We start from the raw sequence: 18,313 nt of genomic DNA, 5'->3' as shown, positions 1-18,313 counted from the left end.
GCAGTCCGCCCCGGCCGCCCGGTTCCGGGGCCTGAATCGCAGCCGTCCATGCCAGAGCCCAGCCCCGACGCCGTCGACCTCCGCGAGGCCCGCGTACCCGAATCCGCCGCCGGGCGCCGGTTCGACGCGGTGCTGGCCGAACTGTTCCCCGAGTTCTCGCGCTCGCGCCTGGCGGCCTGGATCCGCGACGGGGACGCGCTGCTCGACGGCCGCCAGGTACGCCCGCGCGAGCCGGTGCGCGGCGGCGAGCAGGTGCGCCTGGCCGCGCGCCTGCAGGTAGAGACGGCCGTCGTGCCGCAGGACATCCCGCTGCGGATCCTGCACGAGGACGACCACGTGCTGGTGCTCGACAAGCCGGCGGGCCTGGTGGTGCACCCGGGCGCCGGCAATGCCGATGGCACCCTGGTCAACGCCCTGCTGCATCGCGATCCGTCGCTGGCCGCGCTGCCACGGGCGGGCGTGGTCCATCGCCTGGACAAGGACACCTCCGGGGTGATGGTGGTGGCGCGCACGCTGCAGGCGCAGGCGGCGCTGGTCGAGCAGCTGTCGGCGCGCGGCGTGCACCGGCAGTACCTGGCGGTGGTGGTGGGCGCGCTGGTCTCGGGCGGCACCGTCGATGCGCCGATCGACCGCCATCCGCGCGACCGGATCCGGATGGCGGTGCGCGAGGACGGGCGCGAGGCGGTGACCCACTACCGCCTGCGCGAACGCTTCCGCGCCCACACCGCGCTCGAATGCCGGCTCGAGACCGGGCGCACCCACCAGATCCGGGTGCACATGGCGCATGCCCGGCATCCGATCGTCGGCGACCCGCTGTACGGCGGGCCGCTGCGGTTGCCCAGGGGCGCCAGCGAAGCGCTGGCGGCGGCGCTGCGCGGCTTCGGTCGCCAGGCCCTGCATGCCGAGACGCTGGAGTTCACCCATCCGGCCAGTGGCGAACCGCTGCGCTGCACTGCCCCGGTGCCCGACGACATGCTCGCGCTGCTGGCCGCGCTGCGTGAGGACGCCGCGCTCCACGCCGAGGCCGAGCGCGCGCGGCGGTGGTGAGCGACCGGATCCACGCGGCGGCGCCATTCCCGCCCGGGGTGCGGGTGTTCACCACCTTGCGCCATGGCGCGGGGAGTTCGGCGCCGCCCTTCGACCGCTTCAACCTGGGCAACTGCCGTGGCCCGGAGGGAGACGACCCGGCGGTGGTGGCGCGCAACCGCGAGGAACTGGTGAGGCGCTTCGGGCTGCCGTCGGCGCCGCGCTGGCTGCGGCAGGTGCATGGGACGCGGGTGGTGAGGTTCGGGCCGCCCCCACCCCGGCCCTCCCCCGCAGGCGGGGGAGGGAGTGGGTCTGCGGGACGGAGCGGCCTCGGCGGAAGCGGCATCGAGGGGAGCGGCTTCGGAGGGAGCGGCTTCGGGGGGAGCGGCTTCGGGGGGAGCGCGTCGGGGGATGGGAGTCGATCCGGTGGCGGGGGCGATGGCCTGCTCCTCCCCCCGCAAGGCGGGGGGAGGTTGGGAGGGGGGCCGCCCCCGCCCCGGCCCTGCCCCGCGGGCGAGGGAGGGAGCGGGCCCGGGTGGGAGCTTTCCGCGCTGGCCGAAGAGCCCGAGGCCGATGCCGCGGTGACTGCCACCCCGGGGGTCGTGCTGGCCATCCTCACCGCCGACTGCCTGCCGGTGGTGTTCGCCGCCCGCGATGGCAGCGAGCTGGCGGCCGCGCATGCCGGTTGGCCCGGCCTGTCCGCCGGAATGCTCGAAGCGACGCTGGCCGCGATGCGCACGCCGCCCGGCGACCTGGTGGCCTGGATCGGCCCCTGCGCCGGGCCGCGCCGCTACGAGGTCGGACGCAATGTCTTCGCGGCGTTCACCGGGCCGGATCCGGCGGCCGAGGCTGCCTTCGTTCCCACGCGCGAGGGCCACTGGCTGGCCGACCTGCCGGCGCTGGCGCGGCGGCGCCTGGTCGCGGCCGGGATGCGGGCCACCGACATCCACGGCGGCGACCTGTGCACGATCTCGGATCCGGCGCGCTTTTTCTCCCACCGGCGCGATGGCCGCAGCGGGCGCCTGGCCACCATCGCCTGGCTGGAGCCGGGCGCGCGCTGACGAGAAGAATGGCGCTTCCATCCGAAGCCGGGCTCGACCCAGGAGGGCACCGGTCCCGAAGTTCGGGGAGGAACCGGAAGAAGTCGACGCCGGCGCGTGCCGGCATCGGGGCCGCGTGCAGGCCGCGACCGCCGCCGGAATGGCGGCGGCGCGCAGCCGTGCACGGCTCAGAACGTGTAGCGGATGCGGGTGTAGTAGTACGCGCCGTTGCTGCCGATCGGCGAGAGCACGTCGTAGGGCAGGTTGCCGAAGTAGTAGATGTCCTCGTTGGAGAGGTCGGGATACGCGTCGGTCAGGTTCTGCCCGCCCAGGGCCAGGGTCCAGTGGCGGTTGAACCGGTACTCGACCTCGGCGTCGAGCTGGAACTCGGCGCCGTACACCTGCTCGGGCTCGAAGCCGCCGCCGAAGTTGAACACGCGCTTGGCGCTGCCGTGGCGCTGCAGGCGCGCGAGCAGGTTCCAGCGGTCGTTGTTCCAGTTGGCGCTGAACTGGGCGCGGGTGCGCGGTGCGGCGTCGGTGATGGTGTTGCTTTCCTCGACCCCGAACAGGATGTAGCCCGGGTCCAGCGCGGCCAGCTGCGCCGGCGTGGCGACGACGTTCTCCAGCTCGGTCTTCGCGTAGCTCCAGGTGCCGGTGAGCAGCAGATGTCCGCCGGCGAGCTGGTCGCGCCAGTTGCCCACCAGCTCCGCGCCGCGGGTGCGGGTGTCGGCGGCGTTGACGAAGAACTGCGCGCTCTGGATCCGGGCGACGTCGAAGTTGGCGTCGACGAAATCGGTCAGCGCCTGGCCGGTGATCGCCTCGGACAGGGCGATGCGGTCGTCGATGCGGATCTGGAACAGGTCGAAGGACAGGTCGAAGCGCTCCCCGATGCGGCTGGTGAAGCCCAGGCTCAGGTTCACCGACTTCTCCGGATCCAGGTCGGTGGCGCCGAGCGCGCGTGCGATCGGGTTGTTCACCGACAGCAGGCGGCCCTCGACGATCTGGCCGGCGGCGTTGTAGCCGGTGCTGGTCGATTCAAAGCCGACCTGGGCCAGCGAGGGCGCGCGGAAGTTGTTCGACACCGCGCCGCGCAGGGCGAAGGCCGGGCTGAATTCGTAGCGTGCGGCCAGCTTGCCGGTGAGCTCGCCGCCGAAGTCCTCGTAGTCCTCGTAGCGCACCGCCAGGTCCGTGGTCAGGCGTTCGCCGAAGCTGCTCGCAAGGCTGGCGTAGACGCTGGCCACGCTGCGGTCGAGGTTGGCCTCGTCCTGCGGGGTCAGGCCGCCGCCGGCCTGCGAGCCGGCCGGGCGGTCGGTATACGGGCCCACGGCGTAGCTGGCCGGATCGCCGGCGCCGGTGTCGTAGCGTTCCACGCGGTATTCCGCGCCCAGGGCGAGCGTGTGGAAGTGGTCGCCACGGGCGAAGCCGCGGCTCAGGTCCAGGTTGGCCAGGGTCTGCGAGAAGGCGTAGTCACCGGTGCGGAAACTGGTGGGGCTGGAGGGCCCGAGCGAACTGTTGATCGAGTCGCGCAGGCGGTAGGTGAACTCGTTGCGGCCGTGGTTGACGCTGGCGTCGAGATCCCATTCGCCGCGATGCGCGCGCAGGCCGGCGACGAGGCCGGCGTCCAGGTTCTCGCCGACCGACACCGGGCGGAAGCCGTCGGGATAGACCTCGGGCCAGTTGGCGCTGCTGTCGGGGTAGCGGAAGTAGTTCGCGCCCTCGGTGTCGCGCTGGTTGTACGTGCCGAAGGCGTAGAACGCGGCGTCCTCGCCCAGCGGCGCCTCGGCGTTGAACCAGGCGTTGATGTCGCGCGAGTCGCCATCGCCCATGTGGTAGTTGCGCTGGCCCTGCACGGCCAGGTTGGCCGGGGTCTGGTCCCAGGGCGGGACCTGGTCGAAGCCGGCGCGGTTGGTGCCCGAGCGTTCCTTGAACTCCACGCCCAGGCGCAGGAAGCCGTCCTCGCCCAGGGCGGTGCCCACCTTGGCCGACAGCTGCGCGGTCTGGCCGTCGGTCAGGGTCCGGCCGATCGGCGCCAGCTCGGTGTGGTGCAGGCCGTAGCTGGCCTCGATCGCGCCGCCTTCGGCGCGGTCGTCGAGGATGATGTTGATCACGCCGGCCACCGCGTCCGAGCCGTACTGGGCGCCGGCGCCGTCGCGCAGCACCTCGATGCGCCGGATCGCCGAGACCGGGATCGCGTTGAAGTCGACCGGCGTGGTGCCGCGGCCGATCTTGCTGCCGGTGCTGACCAGGGCCGAGGTGTGGCGGCGCTTGCCGTTGACCAGCACCAGCACCTGGTCGGGCGCCAGGCCGCGCAGCTGGGCGGCGCGCACGTGGTCGGCGCCGCCGGAATTGGACTGGCGCGGGAAGTTGAACGAGGGCAGCAGGGCCTGCAGGGCGCTGCCGAGCTCGCCGTTGACCGCGCCGGCGCGGCGGATGTCCTCGGCGTCGAGCACGTCGATGGGCGAGGTGGACTCGAGCGCGGTGCGGTCGCTGGCGCGGGTGCCGGTGACGATCACCTGGTCGAGGGTGGCGACGGCGTCCTGGGCCAGGACGGGGGCGCAGGACAGGGCCAGCGCGATGGCGGCGGCGAGGGGAACGCGGCGGTGCAGGGGCATGCGAGGGTGCTCCGGTGAAACAAGGCGTGCCGGAGAACCTCCCTATCCATCCGGATGAAGCGATATCGTATTGGACGCGGACGGCCGTGCCACCGTCCACCGCATCGCCAATCCGAATCCACTCATGACCGAACGTTATTTGCCCGCGCCGCGCCGCCGTGGCCACGCTTTGCCGCCCTCGTCCCGCCTGTGTCCGATGCGAGCCGCCAGTTCCCTGCTGCTGTGTGCCCTGCTTGCCGCCTGCGCCGGCTTACCCGTGGCCGAGCCCGCCGCGCGGCAGGTCACCGCCACGCTCGAAGGCGACCGGGCGCGCCCCGCGCGGGCCCCGGACTGGGTCCGCAGCGAGCTCTACTTCGGGGTCGGCAAGGCCAACATCGATCCGCAGGTGGCGCCGATCGACGAGGCGCAGTGGCGCGAGTTCCTCGACCGCGAGGTGACCCCGCGCTTCCCCGACGGCCTGACCGTGCTCGACGGTTACGGGCAATGGCTGTTCCGCGGCCGGCCCGAACCCGAGCGGCTGCAGTCCAAGGTGCTGGTGATCGTGCACGAGGACACCCCGCAGCGCGCCGCCGACATCGAGGCGATCCGCCTGGCCTGGAAGCGCAGGCACGGCCACCAGTCGGTGCTGTGGTCGCGCCAGCCGGTCCAGGTCTCGTTCTGATCCCCGCCGGGCGGGTGCGCGTGGCCGGCATCCCGTCCCGTTTCCTTCCGTCCGCTGGAGCTGCCCCATGCACCCCTCCGCCCGCCAAGCCGCTTTCCGCCCCTTCCGCCGCGGCCTGCTCGCGCTCGCCCTGGCCGTGCCGCCGGCAGCCCAGGCCCAGGACGCCGTGACCCTCGATGCGCTCGAGGTGACCGCCCAGCGCAAGGTCGAAAACATCCAGGACGTGCCGATCTCGATCAGCGCGCTGTCGGGCGAGAAGCTGTCCGTGTTCGCCTCCGGCGCCGGCGACGTGCGCTTCCTGTCCGGGCGCGTGCCGAGCCTGAACATCGAGTCCTCGTTCGGCCGCGCATTCCCGCGCTTCTACATCCGCGGCCTGGGCAACACCGACTTCGACCTCAACGCCTCGCAGCCGGTGTCGCTGGTGTACGACGACGTGGTCCAGGAGAACCCGATCCTCAAGGGCTTCCCGGTGTTCGACCTGGACCGGATCGAGGTGCTGCGCGGCCCGCAGGGCACGCTGTTCGGGCGCAACAGCCCGGCCGGCGTGGTGAAGTTCGAATCGGTGCGCCCGTCGCAGGAGGCCAGCGGCTACGCGCGCATCGCGCTGGGCAACGAAGGGCTGTGGAACGTCGAGGGCGCGTACGGCGGGCCGCTGACCGACCGCTGGTCGGTGCGCGTGTCGGCGCTATACCAGCGCCGTGACGACTGGGTCGGGAACACCCATCCGGGCGCGGCCAACGACGGGCTGGAAGGCTTCGACGAGTCCGCCGCGCGGGTCCAGTTCCTGTACGAGGGCGAGGATTTCGAGGCCCTGTTCAAGCTGCACGGGCGCCACCTCAACGGCACCGCGCGCGTGTTCCGCGCCAACATCATCCAGCCGGGGAGCAACGACTTCGTCCCCGGCTTCGACCGCGACCGGGTGTCGCTGGACGGCGTGAACTTCTCCGACCTCGACAGCCGCGGCGGCAGCGTGCGCCTGCGCTGGGACCTGGGCGACTACAACCTGTACTCGATCACCGGCTACGAGACGGTGGAAACGCTCAACCGCGGCGACATCGACGGCGGCTATGGCGCGGCGTTCCTGCCGCCGGAGCTGACCGGGCCGGGGCTGATCCCGTTCGCGTCGGAATCGGCCGACGGGCTGCCGGAGCATCGCCAGGTCACCCAGGAGTTCCGCATCGAGTCCGACACCGGCAACCGCTTCGAGTGGCAGGCGGGCCTGTTCTGGTTCGACGAGGACCTGACCGTCGACAGCTTCAACTTCGACTCGCTCGCGCCCGGCAACCCGCGCGCGGGCTACGCGGTGCAGACCCAGCGCAACAAGGCCTGGGCGGTGTTCGCGTCGGGCGAATACGACGCCACCGATCGCCTGACGCTGCGCGGCGGCCTGCGCTACACGCACGACGAGAAGGCGTTCAGCGCCAGGGTCATCGAGGCGGCCCCGTTCGGCGCGCCCGTGGGCGGGCCCTACCGGGTGGACGTGGACGAGAGCAACGTGAGCTGGGACCTGAGCGCGGTGTACGCGGCCAGCGACGCGGTCAACGTCTATGCCCGCGTGGCCACCGGCTTCCGTGCGCCGTCGATCCAGGGCCGGCTGCTGTTCGCCGATCCGGCCGCGCCCAACGGCGGCGTGACCACCGCGGGGTCGGAAGAGGCGATCTCGTTCGAGGCCGGCATCAAGGCCGACCTGTGGGACCGCCGCGCGCGCCTGGGCCTGAACGTGTTCCACTACGAGGTGGACGACCAGCAGATCATCGCCGTGGGCGGCGCGGCCAACATCGCGACCCTGCTCAACGCCGACCGCACCACCGGGCAGGGCCTGGAGCTCGATCTCGAGGCCTGGGTGACCGATTCGCTGCTGGTCACCCTCGGCAGCAGCTACAACGACACCGAGATCAACGACCCCACGCTGTCGGTGGCCGGCTGCGCCCAATGCACGATCACCGACCCGCCGGTGCTCCACGCCGACGGCCAGCCGACCGGGCGCTACTACATCGACGGCAACCCGCTGCCGCAGTCGCCCAAGTGGGTGCACAACCTGACAGCGCGCTGGGGCGTGCCGGTGGGGCAGGGCGAATTCTTCGTGTTCACCGACTGGGCGTACCGCAGCGAGGTGAACTTCTTCCTGTACGAGTCGCCCGAGTTCACCGGCAAGTCGAGCCTGGAGGGCGGCCTGCGCCTGGGCTACAACTGGGCCGACGGCAACCGCGAGGTGGCGGTGTTCGGGCGCAACATCACCGACCAGACCCGCATCGTCGGCGGCATCGACTTCAACAACCTCACCGGCTTCCTCAACGAGCCGCGCACCGTCGGCGTCGAATTCACGGCACGGTTCTAGGACGTGGCGATATGCAGGGCCGACTCCCTCCCCCGCTTGCGGGGGAGGGCTCATTGCGGGGTGACGGATACGCGGGGCAACAAGCCCCCTCCCCCGCTTGCGGGGGAGGGTTGGGGTGGGGGCAACCAGCCAGCGATGCGATCTGGGCGTTGCCCCCCTCCCAGCCTCCCCCCGCAAGCGGGGGGAGGGGCCGAACGCGGCGCAGGAACCGTGCAAGCCCTTCCACGCCACGCATCACTCCCTCCCCCGCGTGCACGTCCCTCCATTCCACGCGTCACTCCCTCCCCCGCGTGCGGGGGAGGGTTGGGTGGGGCAGCCGGTCAGCGATGTGATCCGGGCGTTGCCCCCCCTCCCGGCCTTCCCCCGCAGGCGGGGGGAGGGGCAGCGGGTAGGGCGAGGACCATGCACCCTCCCGCGCGCTTTCGCGTATCGACCTGAGCCGGACACCCCGAGGATCCACACCGCATGACCCCGCCTCCCTCCCGCACCGCGCCGCGCTGGTTCGTCGCCGGCGACCTCAACGGCTTTTTCGGCCTCGTCGTCGACAATCTCTCGATCCTGGGCTTCATCGCGATGGCCCTCGTGGGCATCTTCGGCGTGCCCGCGGAGATCGTGTTCGGCCGCATGTTCCCGGGTACGGCGCTGGGCGTGCTGCTGGGCAACCTGGCCTACACCTGGATGGCGCGGCGGCTCGCCGCGCGCACCGGCCGCGACGACGTCACCGCGATGCCGCTGGGCCTGGACGCGCCGACCAGCATCGGCATGGCGCTGCTGGTGCTGGGCCCCGCCTTCCTCGCGTTCCGTGCCGACGGCCTGGACGCCGAGGCCGCCGGCATCGCCACCTGGCAGCTGGGCATGGCCTCGCTGGTGGTGATGGGCGTGCTCAAGACGGTGCTGTCGTTCGCCGGCGACTGGATCACGCGGGTGCTGCCGCGTGCGGCGCTGCTCGGGTCGATCGGTGGCGCGGCGCTGACCCTGCTGGGGTTCCTGCCGCTGGTCGAACTGCTGCGCAATCCGGTGGTCGGGATGGTCACGTTCGGCCTGCTGCTGTACGTACTGGTCGCGCGCGGATCGCTGCCGGTGCGGATCCCGGGCGTGCTGCTCGCGTTCCTGGTCGGTACTGCGCTGTACTACGGGCTCGGCCTGGCCGGACTCGGCGTGCCCGGCTTCGCCCTGCCCGAGCCGGTGCGCCTGTCGCCGCAGCTGCCGCTGCCGGGCCTGGGTTTCATCGACGGCCTGCCGGCCACCGTGCCCTACCTGCCGCTGCTGCTGCCGTTCGGGCTGCTGATGGTGGTGGGCGGGATCAACGTCAGCGAAAGTGCGCGCGCGGCGGGCGACGACTACCGCACCCGCGATGTGCTGCTGGTCGAGGCGTTCTCGACCCTGGCCGCCGGCCTGTGCGGCGGCGTCGCCCAGACCACGCCCTATATCGGCCAGCCGGCCTACAAGCAGATGGGCGCGCGCAGCGGCTACACCCTGCTCACCGGCCTGTTCGTCGGCATCGGCGGCATGCTGGGCGTGGTCGCGGGCCTGGTGCAGTGGCTGCCGCTGGCGGTGCTGGCGCCGATCATCGTCTACGTGGGCATCGGCATCACGGTGCAGGCGTTCGAGGCCACGCCGGCGCGCCATGCGCCGGCGGTGGTGCTGGCGTTCCTGCCGTCGCTGGCGTACCTGCTCGGGATCAAGCTCGGCAATCCGGACTGGATCTCGCCGGAGCACTTCGCAGCGCTGTACGCGCAGACCGGCGCGCACGGACTGCCCGAACTGGCGGTGCTGGTGACGCTGGGCAACGGCTTCATCATCACCGCGATGCTGTGGGCCACCGCGCTGGTGGCGATGGTCGAGGGTCGCCTGCGCGCCGCGGCCGGGGTGCTGTTGCTGTGCGCGGGGCTGTCGCTGGTGGGCGTGGTGCATTCGGTGGATCCGCGCGGCGGGGTGTACCTGCCGTGGTCGCTGGACGGCCTGCGGGCGGTGATCGCGTGGCAGTTCGCCGGCGGCTACGCCGCGCTCGCTGCGCTGCTGGGGCTGCTCTCGCTGCAGCGGATGCGGCCGCGATAGCGACCGGGCGGCACCCGCTTCGCCGCATGCGGGTGCGCGTCGCGGCGATCCGGCGCGGTTCACCGCGCGGCACGAGCCTGCGCCAGGGCATCCCGTCGAGGACGTCGGGCATCCTGGCAGCGTGGATCGGGCGTGCCGGGAGGCGTATGCCGGCGTCGGGCAGGTGGAGCGGGGCGGCTTGCCGCGGCCGGATGGACGGGCTGGCGACGTCGAGGGGCGTTCCCACCGGTGCGGTGTTTCCGGTCCGGGCGATCGAGGCCCCGGTGTCGCGGTCGACGCTGTCCAGGCCGGCGGCGGGCGGTGCTGCGGCTATGCTGGCCCCGTCGACCATACGAGGCCTTGCATGCAGCCGTCCGTGTTCCAGCAGGTGCTCGGGGCCGCCTTCTTCCGGCTGCCCGACAGCCTGCGCCAGCTCCATTCCAGCCGTGGCCTGGTGCGCTACACCGGCCGGGCCACGGTCGAGCGCGGCCGCAATCCGCTCGCGCGCCTGTGCGCCTGGCTGGCCGGCCTGCCGCCGGCGGGGCAGGACGTGGCGACCGTGGTCGAGTTCGAATGCGAACCCGCGCGCGAGACCTGGCGGCGCCGGTTTGGGGAAGCGCGGATGACATCGACCCTGCGCCTGCGCGGCGGCCGGCTGCGCGAGCGGCTGGGACCGGTGTCGCTGCGCATCGAGCTGCACGCCAACGAAGGGGTGGTGTGGTGGACGGTGTCGGGGGCGCGGCTGTTCGGGCTGCTGCCGCTGCCGGCCTCGATGTTCGACGGCGTGCGCTGCCGCGAGTTCGAGCAGGACGGGCGCTACCGCTTCGAGGTGGAGGCGGTGCTGCCGGTGGCCGGGCGGGTGATCCGGTATTCGGGATGGCTGGAGCGGGCATAGGCGACGGAAGTCGTGTTTCGGCCTTCCCGTGCGTTCCGGGCGAGGCGATACGCTTCACTGTTCCTTCCCCCGCAAGCGGGGGAGCGGGCTGATGCGGTGCGGGGGGAAGCGACGGGCGCGACCATCCTGCTCCTCTCCCCGCTGGCGGGGGGAGGCTGGGAGGGGGCGGCTTCAGTCGCTCTGCTGCCTGGCATGCCCCCACCCCAACCCTCCCCCGCAAGCGGGGGAGGGGGCTAGTTCATTGCGGGGGGAGACGACGGGCGCGTCTGTCCTGCTCCTCCCCCCGCTTGCGGGGGGAGGCTGGGAGGGGGGCGGCTTCAGTGGCCCTGCTGCCTGGCGTGCCCCCACCCCGGCCTCCCCCGCAAGCGGGGGAGGGGGCTAGTTCCTTGCGAGGGGAGGCGACGGGCGCGACCGTCCTGCTCCTCCCCCCGCTTGCGGGGGGAGGCTGGGAGGGGGGGCGGCTTCAGGTGGCGGTGCTGGCCTGGTATGCCCCCACCCCGGCCCTCCCCCGCAAGCGGGGGAGGGGCCGCGGCCCTGGGGAGACGCTTCGCCCCCGAGGCTTGTTTCCAAGCGGCGAAGACCGCATCTGGAGGGCATCGCCGGCCTCGCCGGCCACACCGTTTCCGAGGAAATCCCCATGCGGATGGACAAGCTCACGTCGCGTTTCCAGCAGGCGCTGGCCGACGCGCAGTCGCTGGCCGTGGGCCGCGACCACAACATGATCGAGCCGGTGCACCTGCTCGTCGCGCTGATCGACCAGCAGGGCGGGGGCACGCGGCCGCTGCTGTCGCAGGCAGGCGTCAACGTGCCGCTGCTGCGCGAGCAGCTGGGCGAGGCGCTCGAGCGGCTGCCGAAGGTCACCGGGCAGGCCGGGCAGCTGTCGGTCAGCAACGACCTGGGGCGGCTGCTCAACGTCACCGACAAGCTGGCGCAACAGCGCGGCGATGCGTTCATCGCCAGCGAACTGTTCCTGCTCGCGGCGCTGGAGGATGGCGGCGAGGCCGGGCGCCTGCTCAAGGCAGCCGGGGCCACGAAGCAGGGCCTGGAGGCCGCGATCGAGAAAGTGCGCGGCGGCGAGAGCGTGCAGGACGAGAACGCCGAGGATGCGCGCCAGGCGCTGGAGAAGTACACCGTCGACCTGACCGCGCGCGCCGAGGCCGGCAAGCTCGACCCGGTCATCGGCCGCGACGAGGAGATCCGCCGCACCATCCAGGTGCTGCAGCGCCGGACCAAGAACAACCCGGTGCTGATCGGCGAGCCCGGCGTGGGCAAGACCGCGATCGTCGAGGGCCTGGCCCAGCGCATCGTCAACAACGAGGTGCCCGAAGGGCTGCGCGGCAAGCGCGTGCTCTCGCTCGACATGGGCGCGCTGATCGCCGGCGCCAAGTTCCGCGGCGAGTTCGAGGAGCGGCTCAAGGCCGTGTTGAACGACCTGGCCAAGAACGAGGGCCAGATCATCCTGTTCATCGACGAGCTGCACACCATGGTCGGCGCCGGCAAGGCCGAGGGCTCGATGGACGCGGGCAACATGCTCAAGCCGGCGCTGGCGCGCGGCGAGCTGCACTGCATCGGCGCGACCACGCTCGACGAATACCGCAAGTACGTGGAGAAGGACGCCGCGCTCGAGCGCCGCTTCCAGAAGGTGTTCGTGGGCGAGCCCAGCGTCGAGGACACCATCGCCATCCTGCGCGGGCTCAAGGAGCGCTACGCGGTGCACCACGGGGTGGAGATCACCGACCCGGCGATCGTCGCCGCGGCGACGCTCAGCCACCGCTACATCGCCGACCGCAAGCTTCCCGACAAGGCCATCGACCTGATGGACGAGGCCGCCAGCCGCATCCGCATGGAAATCGACTCCAAGCCAGAGGAGCTCGACCGCAAGGAGCGGCGCCTGATCCAGCTCAAGATCCAGCGCGAGGCACTGAAGAAGGAGACCGACGACGCCTCGAAGCAGCGCCTGGCCGACCTCGAGGCCGAGATCGCCACGCTCGAGCGCGAGTACAACGACCTCGAGGAAATCTGGAAGGCCGAGAAGGCCACGGTCCAGGGCGCGACCAGGATCAAGGAGCAGATCGAGCAGGCGCGCCTGGAGCTCGAGGCCGCGCAGCGCCGCCAGGACTACGCGAAGATGAGCGAGATCCAGTACGGCCGCCTGCCGGAGCTGGAGAAGCAGCTCAAGGCTGCCCAGGAGGCCGAGCGCACCGGGTTCCAGCTGCTGCAGGACCGGGTCACGGCCGAGGAAATCGCGGAGGTGGTCGCGCGCTGGACCGGGATCCCGGTCAGCAAGATGCTCGAGGGCGAGCGCGAGAAGCTGCTGAAGATGGAGCAGGCGCTGCACGAGCGCGTGGTCGGCCAGGACGAGGCGGTCAAGGTGGTGTCCGACGCAGTGCGCCGGGCGCGCGCCGGACTGGCCGACCCGAACCGGCCCGACGGCTCGTTCCTGTTCCTCGGCCCCACCGGCGTGGGCAAGACCGAGCTGTGCAAGGCACTGGCCGGGTTCCTGTTCGATACCGAGGAGGCGATGGTGCGCATCGATATGAGCGAGTTCATGGAGAAGCACTCCGTGAGCCGCCTGGTCGGCGCGCCCCCGGGCTACGTGGGTTACGAGGAGGGCGGTTACCTCACCGAGGCGGTGCGGCGCCGGCCCTACAGCGTGATCCTGCTCGACGAGGTCGAGAAGGCGCACCCGGACGTGTTCAACATCCTGCTGCAGGTGCTCGACGACGGCCGCCTGACCGACGGCCAGGGTCGCACGGTGGACTTCCGCAACACCGTGATCGTGATGACCTCGAACCTGGGCTCGCACCAGATCCAGGAACTGAGCGAGGACCATTCGCCCGAGGCCTATCTGCAGATGAAGGCCGCGGTGATGGGCGTGGTGCAGGCGCACTTCCGCCCCGAGTTCATCAACCGGCTCGATGACATCGTGGTGTTCCACCCGCTGGACAAGGCGCAGATCAAGTCGATCGCGCGCATCCAGCTGCGGGGCCTGGAGAAGCGGCTGGCCGAGCGCGGTATCCGGATCGAGGTCTCGGAGCAGGCGCTGGAGCTGCTGGGCGATGTCGGCTTCGATCCGGTGTACGGCGCACGCCCGCTCAAGCGCGCGATCCAGCAGCAGCTGGAGAACCCGCTGGCGCAGGAGATCCTGTCGGGCAGCTTCGGCAACGGCGACACGGTGCGCGTGGACGCCGAGGGCGGGCGGCTGGTGTTCGCCAAGGGCTGAGATCGGGGCGCCCGCTGCCCCCACCCCGACCCTCCCCCGCAGGCGGGGGAGGAGACAAATGTCCTGCTGGCCTCGAAGGGTCGAGGTGGCGGTTGCCCCCACCCCGACCCTCCCCCGCAGGCGGGGGAGGGGACAAATGTCCTGCTGGCCTCGAAGGGTCGAGGTGGCGGTTGCCCCCACCCCGACCCTCCCCCGCAAGCGGGGGAGGGGTAATGTCCTGCTGGCCGGGAGGGTCGAGGTGGCGGTTGTCCCCACCCCGACCTTCGCCGCAGGCGGGGGAGGGGGCAATGTCCGGCTGGCCCGAAGGGTCGAGGTGGCGGCTGTCGTCCGGCGGCGTCACCTGGGACGGGGACGCCGATCCCTGTGCGAAGGAGGCGTGGGCAGCAGATGTTCCGGCCCCCTCCCCCGCTTGCGGGGGAGGGTTGGGTGGGGGCGGCGCAGCCGCGCGATCCAGGCCCCGCAATCCCGGCGCGGCGCCCCGCGCCCATGGTTGCCACTGCAACCTGCCGTCCACGTCGCCGGCCTTTGGCGTATGGTCGGGGGTTCCATCGCGACCCACGCAAGCCCATGTCAGAACAGAACTGGAAGCCCGAAACCATCGCCGTCCACGGCGGCTACCGGCCCGATCCGACGACCCGCGCGGTGGCGGTGCCGATCTACCAGACCGTCGCCTACGCCTTCGACAACACCCAGCACGGCGCCGACCTGTTTGACCTCAAGGTCCCGGGCAACATCTACACCCGGATCATGAACCCGACCACCGACGTGCTCGAGCAGCGCGTCGCGGCGCTCGAGGGCGGGATCGGCGCGCTCGCGCTGGCGTCCGGGCAGGCGGCCATCACCTACGCGATCCAGACCATCGCCGAGGCCGGCGACAACATCGTGTCCTCGGCGGCGCTGTACGGAGGCACCTACAACCTGTTCGCGCACACGCTGCCGCAGTTCGGGATCCAGGTCCGCTTTGCCGACCACCGCGACCCCGACTCGTTCGGCAAGCTGATCGACGCGCGCACCAAGGCGGTGTTCGTCGAGTCGGTCGGCAACCCGCTGGGCAACATCACCGACATCGAGGCGGTGGCGAAGGTCGCCCACGCGCACGGAGTGCCGCTGATCGTGGACAACACGGTGCCCACGCCCTACCTGCTGCGGCCGATCGACTTCGGCGCCGACATCGTGGTGCATTCGCTGACCAAGTACCTGGGCGGCCACGGCAACAGCATCGGCGGGGCGATCGTCGATTCGGGCCGGTTTCCCTGGGCCGAGCACAAGCAGCGATTCCCGCGCCTCAACGAGCCGGACGTGAGCTACCACGGCGTGGTCTACACCGAGGCGCTGGGCCCGGCCGCGTTCATCGGCCGCGCCCGGGTGGTGCCGCTGCGCAACACCGGCGCGGCGCTGTCGCCGTTCAATGCGTTCCTGATCCTGCAGGGCATCGAGACGCTGGCCCTGCGCATGGACCGGATCAACGCCAACACGCTGGCGGTCGCACGCCACCTGCAGGGCCATCCGAAGGTGGCGTGGGTGAACTACGCCGGCCTGGAGGACCATCCCGACCACGCCCTGGTGAAGAAGTACATGCGCGATGGTGGCGCCTCGGGCCTGCTCACCTTCGGCCTGCCGGGCGGACGCGAGGCGGGCGCGCGCTTCCTCGACGCGCTGCAGCTGTTCACCCGCCTGGTGAACATCGGCGACACCCGTTCGCTGGCCACCCATCCGGCCTCGACCACGCACCGGCAGCTGTCGCCGGAGGAGCTGGAGAAGGCCGGCGTCAGCGAGGACACCGTGCGCCTGTGCGTGGGCATCGAGCACGTCGACGACCTGGTCGCCGATCTCGACCAGGCGCTGGCCCGGGCCTGAGCCTCAGTCCAGGCGCCCCAGCAGGACGGGGATGCCGGTCGCGGCCGGCATCCGGATCCGCTCGTGCGCGACCGCACTCACGGCGCTGTCCACGGGGTTGATCTCCACCACCCGTGCGCCGCATTCACGCGCCAGCCGCGGCAGCGAGGCGGCCGGGTGGACCAGGCCCGAGGTGCCGACCACCACCAGCAGCGCGCAGCGGGACACGATTTCGCAGGCCCGCTGCCACGCGTCTTCCGGCAGCGCCTCGCCGAACCAGACCACGCCGGGGCGGAACGCGCCGCCGCAGCGCGGGCAGGGCGGGGGCGCCTCGCGCGCGCCGTCGGCCGGCACGGCGTCGAGGCGCTCGAGGATCGGATCGGGCGATACCACGTGGCCGCAGTCGATGCAGCGCGAGGCGAACAGGCTGCCGTGCAGGTGGACCACGTCGCGCGCGCCGGCGCGCTCGTGCAGGTCGTCGACGTTCTGGGTGACGACGGCAACCGCGTGCCCGGCATCGGCGTGGGCCGCGATCGCGAGGTGGCCGGCGTTGGGCGCGGCGCGGCGAACGAGCGCCGCGCGCCAGCGGTACCAGCCCCAGCACAAGGCGGGGTCGCGGCGGAACGCCTCCGGCGTGGCCAGCGATTGGGCATCGAACCGCGCCCACAGGCCGGTGAGCGCGTCGCGGAAAGTGGGGATGCCGCTTTCGGCGGACATGCCCGCACCGGTGAGGAAGACGGTACGCAACGTGGTGGCTCCTTGCAGTGCCGTTGCCCGGGGGCGTGGACGCCCGCGCGGCCGGTGTCCGGATCAGGCGGCCGCGGGGACCGGTGCGCTCGGCGGCGCGTCGTCGTCGCCGTCGGGCCTGCGCTTCGGGCGGTAGGGCGGCGTGGACATCACCATCTCGGCCAGCGAGAACGCCAGTTCGCGCTCGGCCAGCACCGCGCCGTCGGCGCCGTGCTCGAGCAGGTGCCGCACTTCGGCCTCGCTGTGCGCGCGCGCCAGCACGGTCAGCGCCGGATTGATCGCCTTCATCCGCTCGATGGTCTCGCCCGCCTCCAGCGCGCGCGGGATCGCGAACACCGCCAGCCTGGCGCGTTCGGGCACCGCCTCGTGCATCACCGGTTCGGAGGCGACGTTGCCGCGCACCACCAGCAGCCCCTCCTCGCGCGCGCGCTGAGTGAGGTCGGCTTCCTCCTCCACCACCACCACCGGCACGCCGCGGTCGCGCAGCAGCAGCGCCAGCTGCCGGCCGACGCGGCCGTAGCCCACCACGATGGTGTGGTCCTTCACTGCCAGCGCCGGCCGTTCGGCCGGGTCCTCGCGCGCCGATGCGGCGGCCTCGGCGGCCGCCGCGTCGGCGGCGGCCTGCTGCCGGGCCAGCCGCCGGTCGAGCAGCCGGAACAGCATCGGGTTGAGCATGATCGAGATCAGCGCGCCGGCCAGCACCAGCGACTGTTCGTCGGCCGACATCATCCCCAATGCCACGCCGAGCCCGGCGATGATGAAGGCGAACTCGCCGATCTGGGCGAGGCTGGCCGAGATCGTCAGCGCCGTCTGCGAGGGGTGGCCGAAGGCGCGGACGATGGAGTAGGCCGCCGCCGACTTGCCGAACAGGATGATGAACGCGGTGGCCAGCACCTCCAGCGGCCGCTGTACCAGGATCATCGGGTCGAACAGCATCCCCACCGAGACGAAGAACAGCACCGCGAACGCATCGCGCAGCGGCAGCGAGTCGTTGGCCGCCTTGTGGCTGAGCTCGGACTCGTTGAGCAGCATGCCGGCGAAGAACGCGCCCAGCGCGAACGATACGCCGAACAGCAGCGCCGAGCCAAAGGCGATGCCGAGCGCGATCGCAAGCACCGACAGCGTGAACAGTTCACGCGAGCCGGTGCCGGCGATGCGCTCGAGCAGCAGCGGGATCAGCCGCCGGCCGACCACCAGCATCACCGCGACGAACGCGGCGACCTTGAGCATCGTCCACAGCACCGTGGTGGCCACCGCGCCCAGCGTCGGCGGCGGCGCGCCGTCGTCGCCGACGAAGATGTCGGCCATCACCGGCATCATCACCAGCGCGATCACGCAGGCCAGGTCCTCGACGATCAGCCAGCCCACCGCGATCCGCCCGCGGGTGGTGTCGAGCAGGCGCCGTTCCTCCATCGCCCGCAGCAGCACCACGGTGCTGGCGGTGGCCAGCGCGAAGCCGAACACCACCCCGTGCAGGGTCGGCCATCCCAGGAGCGAGGCCAGGCCCCAGCCGAGTACCGTGGCCACGGTGATCTGCGCGACCGCGCCCGGGATCGCGATCGCCTTGACCTCCATCAGGTCCTTGAGCGAGAAGTGCAGGCCGACGCCGAACATCAGCAGCATCACCCCGATCTCGGCCAGCTGGTTGGCCAGTTCCTGGTCGGCGACGAAACCGGGGGTGAATGGGCCGACGATGATCCCCGCGGCCAGGTATCCCACCAGCGGGGACATGCGCAACCGGTTGGCCAGGGCGCCCAGCACGAATGCAATGGCAAGGCCAACGGCGACGATGCTGATCAGGCTGGTGTCATGGTGCATCGAGCGGGGATCGTCGCTTCCGGGTTGGCAGTGTCGCCGAATGCGGCGACTGCGGGCAAATTCCCGCGGGACCGGAAGCG

Annotated in this window: 9 protein-coding genes and 3 pseudogenes; 9 read left to right on the top strand and 3 right to left on the bottom strand. The window is 71.8% G+C overall.

Going from position 1 to position 18,313, the window contains the following annotated elements:
* The first annotated feature begins 48 nt into the window (after nt 1–48).
* The 3 genes and pseudogenes from rluD to pgeF all read left to right on the top strand — a co-directional run.
* On the top strand, nt 49–1,047 hold the full coding sequence (gene rluD, locus FQY79_RS02695; protein ID WP_146310483.1) for a 23S rRNA pseudouridine(1911/1915/1917) synthase RluD: 999 nt from the start codon (nt 49–51) through the stop codon (nt 1,045–1,047).
* Nucleotides 1,041–1,298, top strand: a pseudogene (locus tag FQY79_RS02690) (laccase domain-containing protein); the annotation flags it as partial. The gene rluD and the pseudogene FQY79_RS02690, both read left to right, overlap by 7 nt.
* Nucleotides 1,299–1,583: 285 nt before the next feature.
* Nucleotides 1,584–2,087 (top strand): annotated as a pseudogene (gene pgeF, locus FQY79_RS02685) (peptidoglycan editing factor PgeF); the annotation flags it as partial.
* A gap of 167 nt (nt 2,088–2,254) precedes the next feature.
* On the opposite strand, the gene FQY79_RS02680 reads toward pgeF, so the two are convergent.
* A complete protein-coding gene (locus tag FQY79_RS02680) occupies nt 2,255–4,678 on the bottom strand; it encodes a TonB-dependent receptor plug domain-containing protein (protein ID WP_146310481.1) in 2,424 nt (807 codons plus the stop codon).
* Between the two features lie 196 nt (nt 4,679–4,874).
* Between FQY79_RS02680 and FQY79_RS02675 the strand changes: the two genes are divergently transcribed.
* From FQY79_RS02675 to FQY79_RS02650, 6 genes and pseudogenes are all read left to right on the top strand, one after another.
* Entirely contained in the window at nt 4,875–5,339 is a 465-nt protein-coding gene (locus FQY79_RS02675; protein ID WP_146310479.1) for a DUF3574 domain-containing protein, read from the top strand.
* Nucleotides 5,340–5,359: 20 nt separating this feature from the next.
* Nucleotides 5,360–7,677, top strand: a pseudogene (locus tag FQY79_RS02670) (TonB-dependent receptor).
* A gap of 465 nt (nt 7,678–8,142) precedes the next feature.
* Complete coding sequence (locus tag FQY79_RS02665) at nt 8,143–9,735, top strand: SulP family inorganic anion transporter (RefSeq protein WP_146310475.1); 1,593 nt, start codon at nt 8,143–8,145, stop codon at nt 9,733–9,735.
* A 343-nt stretch (nt 9,736–10,078) separates the two neighbouring features.
* On the top strand, nt 10,079–10,609 hold the full coding sequence (locus tag FQY79_RS02660; RefSeq protein WP_146310473.1) for a DUF4166 domain-containing protein: 531 nt from the start codon (nt 10,079–10,081) through the stop codon (nt 10,607–10,609).
* Nucleotides 10,610–11,246: 637 nt separating this feature from the next.
* Nucleotides 11,247–13,832 carry an ATP-dependent chaperone ClpB gene (gene clpB, locus FQY79_RS02655; RefSeq protein WP_146310471.1) on the top strand — a complete coding sequence of 862 codons (2,586 nt, stop codon included), beginning with the start codon at nt 11,247–11,249 and terminating at the stop codon, nt 13,830–13,832.
* Nucleotides 13,833–14,399: 567 nt separating this feature from the next.
* Entirely contained in the window at nt 14,400–15,689 is a 1,290-nt protein-coding gene (locus FQY79_RS02650) for an O-acetylhomoserine aminocarboxypropyltransferase/cysteine synthase family protein (protein ID WP_146310470.1), read from the top strand.
* Between the two features lie 3 nt (nt 15,690–15,692).
* Here FQY79_RS02650 and FQY79_RS02645 read toward each other — a convergent pair whose 3' ends face one another.
* Together FQY79_RS02645 and ybaL are read right to left on the bottom strand one after the other, a co-directional pair.
* Nucleotides 15,693–16,415, bottom strand: a complete 723-nt coding sequence (locus FQY79_RS02645; protein ID WP_186759706.1) for an SIR2 family NAD-dependent protein deacylase — start codon at nt 16,413–16,415, stop codon at nt 15,693–15,695.
* Between the two features lie 63 nt (nt 16,416–16,478).
* A complete protein-coding gene (gene ybaL, locus FQY79_RS02640) occupies nt 16,479–18,233 on the bottom strand; it encodes a YbaL family putative K(+) efflux transporter (protein ID WP_146310468.1) in 1,755 nt (584 codons plus the stop codon).
* Between the last annotated feature and the right edge of the window lie 80 nt (nt 18,234–18,313).

The organism is Luteimonas wenzhouensis (genome assembly GCF_007859305.1).
In the GTDB taxonomy this organism is placed as follows: Bacteria; Pseudomonadota; Gammaproteobacteria; order Xanthomonadales; family Xanthomonadaceae; genus Luteimonas; species Luteimonas wenzhouensis.
Note: the sequence above shows the minus strand (reverse complement) of the source record. Positions and strands in the feature narration are given on the sequence as shown.